Source organism: Parafrankia elaeagni (assembly GCF_000374165.1).
Lineage (GTDB): Bacteria > Actinomycetota > Actinomycetes > Frankiales > Frankiaceae > Parafrankia > Parafrankia elaeagni.
In genome coordinates, this window is sequence record NZ_KB893802.1 from 1 (window position 1) to 7,021 (window position 7,021).

Annotated in this window: 7 protein-coding genes; 2 read left to right on the plus strand and 5 right to left on the minus strand. The window is 71.9% G+C overall.

What is annotated here, in order from left to right; genetic code table 11:
* Complete coding sequence (gene ccrA / locus B207_RS0131760) at positions 1–1,326, plus strand: crotonyl-CoA carboxylase/reductase (RefSeq protein WP_018639976.1); 1,326 nt, start codon at positions 1–3, stop codon at positions 1,324–1,326.
* Positions 1,327–1,400: 74 nt separating this feature from the next.
* Positions 1,401–2,102: a sugar-binding protein gene (locus B207_RS0131765; protein ID WP_018640729.1), complete on the plus strand. Its 702-nt coding sequence runs from the start codon at positions 1,401–1,403 to the stop codon at positions 2,100–2,102.
* Between the two features lie 438 nt (positions 2,103–2,540).
* On the opposite strand, the gene B207_RS0131775 is transcribed toward B207_RS0131765, so the two are convergent.
* The 5 genes from B207_RS0131775 to B207_RS0131795 form a co-directional block, all read right to left on the minus strand.
* Positions 2,541–3,059: a YkvA family protein gene (locus tag B207_RS0131775; RefSeq protein ID WP_018640731.1), complete on the minus strand. Its 519-nt coding sequence runs from the start codon at positions 3,057–3,059 to the stop codon at positions 2,541–2,543.
* A 230-nt stretch (positions 3,060–3,289) separates the two neighbouring features.
* Complete coding sequence (locus B207_RS0131780) at positions 3,290–5,077, minus strand: 3-hydroxyacyl-CoA dehydrogenase family protein (protein ID WP_018640732.1); 1,788 nt, start codon at positions 5,075–5,077, stop codon at positions 3,290–3,292.
* 348 nt (positions 5,078–5,425) lie between these two features.
* Complete coding sequence (nucS, locus tag B207_RS0131785; RefSeq protein ID WP_018640733.1) at positions 5,426–6,088, minus strand: endonuclease NucS; 663 nt, start codon at positions 6,086–6,088, stop codon at positions 5,426–5,428.
* 55 nt (positions 6,089–6,143) lie between these two features.
* Entirely contained in the window at positions 6,144–6,764 is a 621-nt protein-coding gene (locus tag B207_RS0131790; RefSeq protein WP_018640734.1) for an HD domain-containing protein, read from the minus strand.
* Positions 6,757–7,021, minus strand: a 265-nt coding sequence (locus B207_RS0131795) for a cobalamin-dependent protein (RefSeq protein ID WP_195905389.1), incomplete at its 5' end; no start/stop codon positions are given. The genes B207_RS0131790 and B207_RS0131795, both read right to left, overlap by 8 nt.

The window sequence follows — 7,021 nt, forward strand, 5'->3', positions numbered from 1 at the left end:
ATGGCCGGTTCGCCGCGGTCGGCGCAGCGGCGGGCGGAGTTCGCCGCGTTGCCGGTTCCGGAGTCGTACCGGGGTGTGGTGGTGCGGCGTGACGAGGTGGGGATGTTCGAGGGGCGGGTGTCGCGGGACAAGGATCCGCGGGAGTCGTTGCATGTGGACGAGGTGGCGACGCCGGAGCTGGGGCCGGGTGAGGCGTTGGTGGCGGTGATGGCGTCGTCGGTGAACTACAACACGGTGTGGACGTCGATTTTCGAGCCGTTGTCGACGTTCGGGTTCCTGGAGCGGTATGGGCGGACGTCGCCGTTGGCTGCGCGGCATGATCTGCCGTATCACGTGGTGGGGTCGGATCTGGCGGGTGTGGTGTTGCGGACGGGGCCGGGGGTGCATGCGTGGTTCCCGGGGGATGAGGTGGTGGCGCACTGTCTGTCGGTGGAGTTGGAGCGGCCCGAGGGTCACAACGACACGATGCTGGATCCGGAGCAGCGGATCTGGGGGTTCGAGACGAATTTCGGTGGTCTCGCGGAGCTGGCGTTGGTGAAGGCGAACCAGTTGATGCCGAAGCCTGATCATCTGAGTTGGGAGGAGGCGGCGGCGCCGGGGCTGGTGAACTCGACGGCGTATCGGCAGCTGGTGTCGCGTAACGGTGCGGGGATGAAGCAGGGGGATGTGGTGTTGGTGTGGGGGGCGTCGGGGGGGTTGGGGTCGTATGCGACGCAGATGGCGTTGCGGGGTGGGGCGTTGCCGGTGTGTGTGGTGTCGTCGCCGGCGAAGGCGGAGATCTGTCGGTCGTTGGGTGCGGAGCTGGTGATCGATCGGGCGGCGGAGGGGTATCGGTTCTGGTCGGACGAGCGGACGCAGGATCCGCGGGAGTGGAAGCGGTTCGGGGCGCGGATCCGGGAGCTGACGGGGGGTGAGGATCCGGACATCGTGTTCGAGCATCCGGGGCGGGAGACGTTCGGGGCGTCGGTGTTCGTGGCGCGGCGTGGGGGGACGGTGGTGACGTGCGCGTCGACGAGTGGGTTTCTGCATGAGTACGACAACCGGTATCTGTGGATGAATCTGAAGAGGATTATCGGGACGCATTTCGCGAACTACCGGGAGGCGTGGGAGGCGAACCGGCTGGTGGCGCGGGGGTTGATCCATCCGACGTTGTCGCGGGTGTATCCGTTGGAGCAGACGGGGCAGGCGGCGTTCGATGTGCACCGCAACGCGCATCAGGGGAAGGTCGGTGTGCTGTGTCTGGCGCCGGAGGAGGGGCTGGGGGTGCGGGATGAGCAGATGCGGGCTCGTCACCTCACCGCCATCAACCGCTTCCGCGGCGTGTAGATCACGCAACCCGAACCGGCCGGCGCCACGGCTCCTGTCACCCAACGATTGCCGGTCTGGGATGCTGGGTGCCTATGACAGAGCACAGCGATCTCATCCCGATGGCCGGCGAAGGTGAAGGCGCCCCCGGCTTCGATCTGGTCCGCCGCGGCTACGACCCGCAGCAGGTGAACGCGCACGTCAACTGGCTTGTCGAGCAGCTCCGCGAGGCCGAGTCGCACCGGGCCGCCGCCGAGGCCGCCGCCTCCGAGGCGGCCACCGAGGCGGCCCGGGTGCGCGATGATCTGGCGGCGAACCGGCCGGCGTGGGAGGAGTTCGGCGGGCGCATCACCCAGATCCTCCAGCTCGCCGAGGAGGAGGCGGCCACCGTCCGCGCCGAGCGGACCCGTGACGCCGAGGCCCAGCTGGAGGAGGCCCGCCGGATCGTCGCCGAGGCCGAGTACACCCGCGAGCGCACCGTGCTGGACGCCGAGGAGCAGGCGCAGAACATCGTGGCCTCGGCCCGCGCCGAGGCGGAGCGGGTCGTCGAGACGGCACGGGCCACCGCGGCCGCGACCGAGGGCGAGTCCGCCAGGCGCCTCGCCGACCTCGAGAACCAGCGCGACCAGGTCACCGCCCAGCTCGGCGCGCTGCATGACCAGGTGACCGCCCAGCTCGGCGCCCTGCGCGACCGGCTCACCGCCGCGACGGCTCCCCTGCAGGCCGGATCAGCACCCCCGCGGGCTCTGACCGCGGGCGACAGCGCCGCCGCACCGGCAGGCTCGGCACACAGCTGAGCCACCCCGACCCACGCACAGCCGACCCATCTGAGCCTTCTGACCCACCTGAGCCTTTTCTGACCCACCTGAGCCTTCTGACCCACCGGCACGTCGCCACCGCAGCCGGCCCCGGCCCCGGCCCGCTCCGGCCCCCCGCTCCGACGCGGCCCGTCAGCGGGTCAGCCGCGCCCCCAAGCCCGCCGGAAGCGCTGGCGCGGGCCTGCATGGCGGCGCGCCCAACAGGCCGTGTGCCAGTGCCGCCGCTCGTCGACAGCGCCCACCGGCCACACGACCCGATGCGGCATGCCCAGCGCGATGAGGTGATCGCAGCCGGGGCACCGGTACTCCTTGGTCGTCGCCGCCCCGGTCACCGGGCGGACGACCCAGCCCTCGTCCGGGCCCCTGCCGGAGCCCTCTCCGTCCTCCCCGCCGCCGCGCGGGCCGTCACCGGGCATCTCAGCGGCCGCCGAAGCCGCCGTCCGGAGCCGAGCGGCCGATGACCTCACCGTCCACAACCCTGACCGGGCCCGAACCGCCGACCTGGCCCTCCGCCTCCCCGCGCCCGCCGCTCACCCGCGCCAGCGCGGCGCCGGCCAGCGTGCGGGCGACCTTGGCCCGCCGCAGCATCCCCGCCGGACTCGCCAGTGCCGACGAGGCCCCGATCAGCGCGTGGAACGAGCGGTCGCTGCCCCGCCAGTGCTCACGCAGGATGGGCTCCCCCGCGCCGACCACCAGCCGGCGGAAGGCGAAGGCCACCACGGCCACGTCGTCCAGCTGCCCGATCACCGGGATGAAGTTCGTCAGCCGGTTCCGCGGTGACACCAGATAGGCCAGCGCCGCACCCGCCTCCAGCTTCGCCGACTGCGGCACCCGCGGGTCGGCGACCACGCGGCGCAGCATGATGACCAGATCAGGGAGGAAGGTCGTCACCTCACGGCCGAACTCGCGCAGTGCGTCCTTGTCCACCATGGCCACGGGCGTCCTCCTCGGGTAGGGCAGGCGGCGCGGTCGCGCGGCTGAACCTGGCGCTCGGCGACATCCTAGACATGCCCACCGACCACACCGCCGCGTGATCAACGTCGGTACCGGTCCGGTTCCCCCCGAGGAGTCGACGAACCCGCCACCGCGACCGGACTGTCCTTCAGTGTGGGGACGGACCGCCGGCGCGGGTGGTCCGACCGCCACCGCGGTGGTGGGGCCCGCCGTCAGCGCGAGTGGTCGCGGAAGCCCCGTCCCGTCTTGCGCCCCAGGTAGCCGGCCTTGACGAGATGCTCCAGCAGCGGCGCAGGCGCGTACCCCGGCTCCCGGAACTCCAGGTACAGCGTCCGCTGGATGGCGAGGGTCACGTCCAGGCCGACGACGTCCGCCAGCGCGAACGGGCCCATCGGATGCCCGCAGCCCACCGTCATCGCGGTGTCGATGTCGTCGAGGGTGGCGTAGTGCGCCTCCAGCATCCGCACCGCGTCGTTGAGGTACGGGAACAGCAGGGCGTTGACGATGAAGCCGGCACGGTCCCCGCAGACCACCGGGTGCTTGCGCGCCGCCCGGCTCACGGCGAGCACCGTCGCGGTCGTCTCCGGCGCGGTCAGGACGGTCGGCACGACCTCGATCAGCCGCATCGCCGGCGCCGGGTTGAACCAGTGCATGCCGATCACGCTGCGCGGGCGGGTGGTCGCGGTGGCGCATTCGACCACGGGCAGCGAGGACGTCGTCGTCGCGAGGATCGCACCGGGCTTCACCACCTCGTCGAGCGCGGCGAACAGCGCCCGCTTGACGCTCAGCTCCTCGACGACCGCCTCGACCACCAGGTCGCAGTCGGCGAGGGCGTCGAGGTCCGTCGTGCCCGTCACCCGGGCCAGGGCGGCGTCCCGGTCCTCGGCGGAGAGCCGGCCGCGCTGGACGCCCCGCTCGAACGACTCCACCAGGCGCTTGCGGACCGCGGCGACCTTGTCGTCCGAACGGGCGCGGTAGACCACGTCGTAGCCCGAGCGGGCGAGCACCTCGATGATGCCGGTCGCCATCGTGCCGGTGCCGACCACGCCGACAAGCCGGACCGGACGCGGCTCGACCCCGGCGACCGCGGTCGGGGGCGCCGCGTCGACCACCTCGGGCGAGTCGGGCGCGGCGTACGTGTAGAAGCCCCGCCCCGTCTTGCGCCCGAGCATGCCGGCGGTGACGAGCTGCTTGAGCAGCGGCGCCGGGGCATGGAGGTGATCCCGGGACTGGTGGTACATCGAGTCGAGGATCTCGTAGGCCGAGTCCAGCCCGATCAGGTCGAGCAGGGCCAGCGGGCCCATCGGGTGGCCGCAGCCGAACCGCATCGCCGCGTCGATGTCCTCCCGGCTCGCGTAGTGCGCCTCCAGCATCCGCACCGCGTTGTTCAGGTACCCGAAGAGCAGCGCGTTGGCGATGAAGCCAGCCCGGTCGCCCGCCGACACAGCCGTCTTGCCGACCCGCCCGACCAGGTCACGCACGCCGTCAAGCACGGCAGGATCGGTGACGACCGTTCCCACGACCTCGACGAGTCCCATCACCGGGGCCGGGTTGAACCAGTGCGTGCCGAGCACCCGCGACGGACGGTGGGTGGACGCCGCGAGCTCGGTGACCGACAGCGAGCTGGTGTTGCTGGCGAGCACGGTCCCGGGCCGGCAGAGCTCGTCGAGACGGCCGAACAGCTCCCGCTTGGCGTCGAGCCGCTCATGGATCGCCTCGATCACCAGCGGGCAGTCGGCGACGGCCGCCAGGTCGGTGCCGCTGTCGATCCGCCCGAGCAGCTCCGCCCGCTCCTCAACGCTGATCTTGCCGCGATCCACAGCCCGCTGGGTGGAATGCTCCAGATGGCCGCGCCCACGGGCCAGACCGGCGTCGTCCTTCTCGACGCCGACGACCTCGATGCCCGCCCGCGCCAGCACCTCCGCGATGCCCGCGCCCATGGTGCCCAGGCCAACGACCCCGACCTTCGTCGGCTCTCCGAAAGCAGTCTCCTGGCTCATACCCGGCGCTCCTTTCCTCCGGGATCCGTCCGGCCGCACCGCACTCGCCGGGCCGGCGGATCTCCCCGCGCTCCGATTGACCGGATCGTCCCAGATTCACCACGCTGGAGCGTGCGATCGTGAGGAAAACTGCCACCTATGAACGGCCTTGTGTTCACCCGAACAGCATGTTACGACCGCGCAGCGTACGTCGCGACCCGGCGAGAGCCGCCCCGCCGCCCGCGGGATCAGCGGAGCCAGGCGGGGCCTGCGAGGGCAGACGGGGCCAGCGGGGCCAGCGGGGCCAGCGGGGCCAACGGGATCAACGGGATCAGGCAGGGTCGGCGGGGCCAGCAGGGTCAGGCAGGGTCAGAAGAGGGTGGGGATCGAGGGTTCGAGACCCCGGAGCGCGTCGTAATCGACCACCGAGCAGGCGATGCCGCGGTCACCGGCCAGCATCCGGGCCTGCGGCGTGATCGACTGTGCGCACAGGATCCCGCTGACCGGGTGCGGCAGCGCCGGGTCGTCGTTGAGCCGCGCCAGGTAGCGGGTGAGCTGCTCCACACCGTCGATCTCGCCCCGGCGCTTGATCTCGACCGCCACGGTGGAGCCGTCGGTGTCCCGGCAGAGAAGATCGACCGGGCCGATGCCGGTCTCGTACTCCCGGCGGACCAGGGTCAGCCCCTCGCGGACGGCGTCCGGCCGGTCCGCCAGCAGCACCTGCAGGTGGGCCTCGACACCGTCCTTGCGCAGGCCCGGATCGACACCGAGCTCGTGGGTGGAGTCATGCATGATCTCCTCGATGGTGATCACGAGCTGCTCCGCGGCCCGGTTCGTCACGCGCCAGACGCCCTCCTCCTCCGCGATGGCGCACGGCGGGCTCATCCAGTTGAGCGGCTTGTAGGCACGCCCGTCCGCATGGATGGAGATCGAGCCGTCCGCCTTCACCAGGAGCAGCCGGACGGCACTGGGCAGATGCGCCTTGAGCCGGCCGACGTAGTCGACGCTGCAGCGAGCGATGACGAGCCGCATGGCGCGACCGTACCGCGCCGCCCTCCGACCACCTCGCCCGGCCCAGGCCAGGCGCCTACCTCCGCGGGGTGCCGGCGGCCGGACCGTGTCCTGGGGTGGTCTGTCCGGACGAGCGCAGCACGAGGTCGTCGAGGAGACGGCGGCGGCCGGCGTACCGGGAGGCGAGCTGGGCGGCTCGCTCGGCGGGCAGGCGGGCGAGCCGGCTCGGGTCGGAGTTGTCGGCCATGTCGGCGCGTTTGACCACGACGGCTATCGCATCGGTGGCGACCCGGAGCAGATAGGACTCGATCGCCTCGTCCTCCCGGTGGGTCAGCGCGTCCACCGCCGCGACGACCTGCGGGGGATAGCCCGCGTCGGCCAGCTCCGGGACGGTCAGGTCACTGTCCTCGACGACGTCGTGCAGGATCGCCGCCATCTGCGCGTACGCCACGTCCACGCCCGCGCCCACCGCGGTGCGGCCGACGGTGTCCATCACCCGCCGCGGGTGACCGATGTAGTCCTCCCCGGCCTTGTCGAGCTGACCGGCGTGCACCCTGGTGGCCAGCGCCACCGCGTCCGTGAGGGTGGGCACGCCGCCCGGCCGCGCGGCATCCACCGGCTCGGGCCCGCCCCCGGCCCCGGCCTCCTCGGCCCCGGGATCGGGATCGGGATCGGGATCGGGATCAGGATCAGGCACGGTCGAGGCCGTTGGCTGTGCGGACGATCTCGGCGATACCCCGCATGATCCCGGTGAGGCCGTAGTCCTTCGGAGTGAACACCGCCGCGACCCCGAGCGCGGTCAACGCCTCCGCGTCCGACGGCGGAATGATCCCCCCGACCACCACCGGAACGTCACCGAGCCCGGCCTCCCGCAGCCCGTCGAGGACCTCGGGAACAAGGTTCATATGCGACCCCGACAACACCGACAGACCCACAATATGAACATCCTCGTCG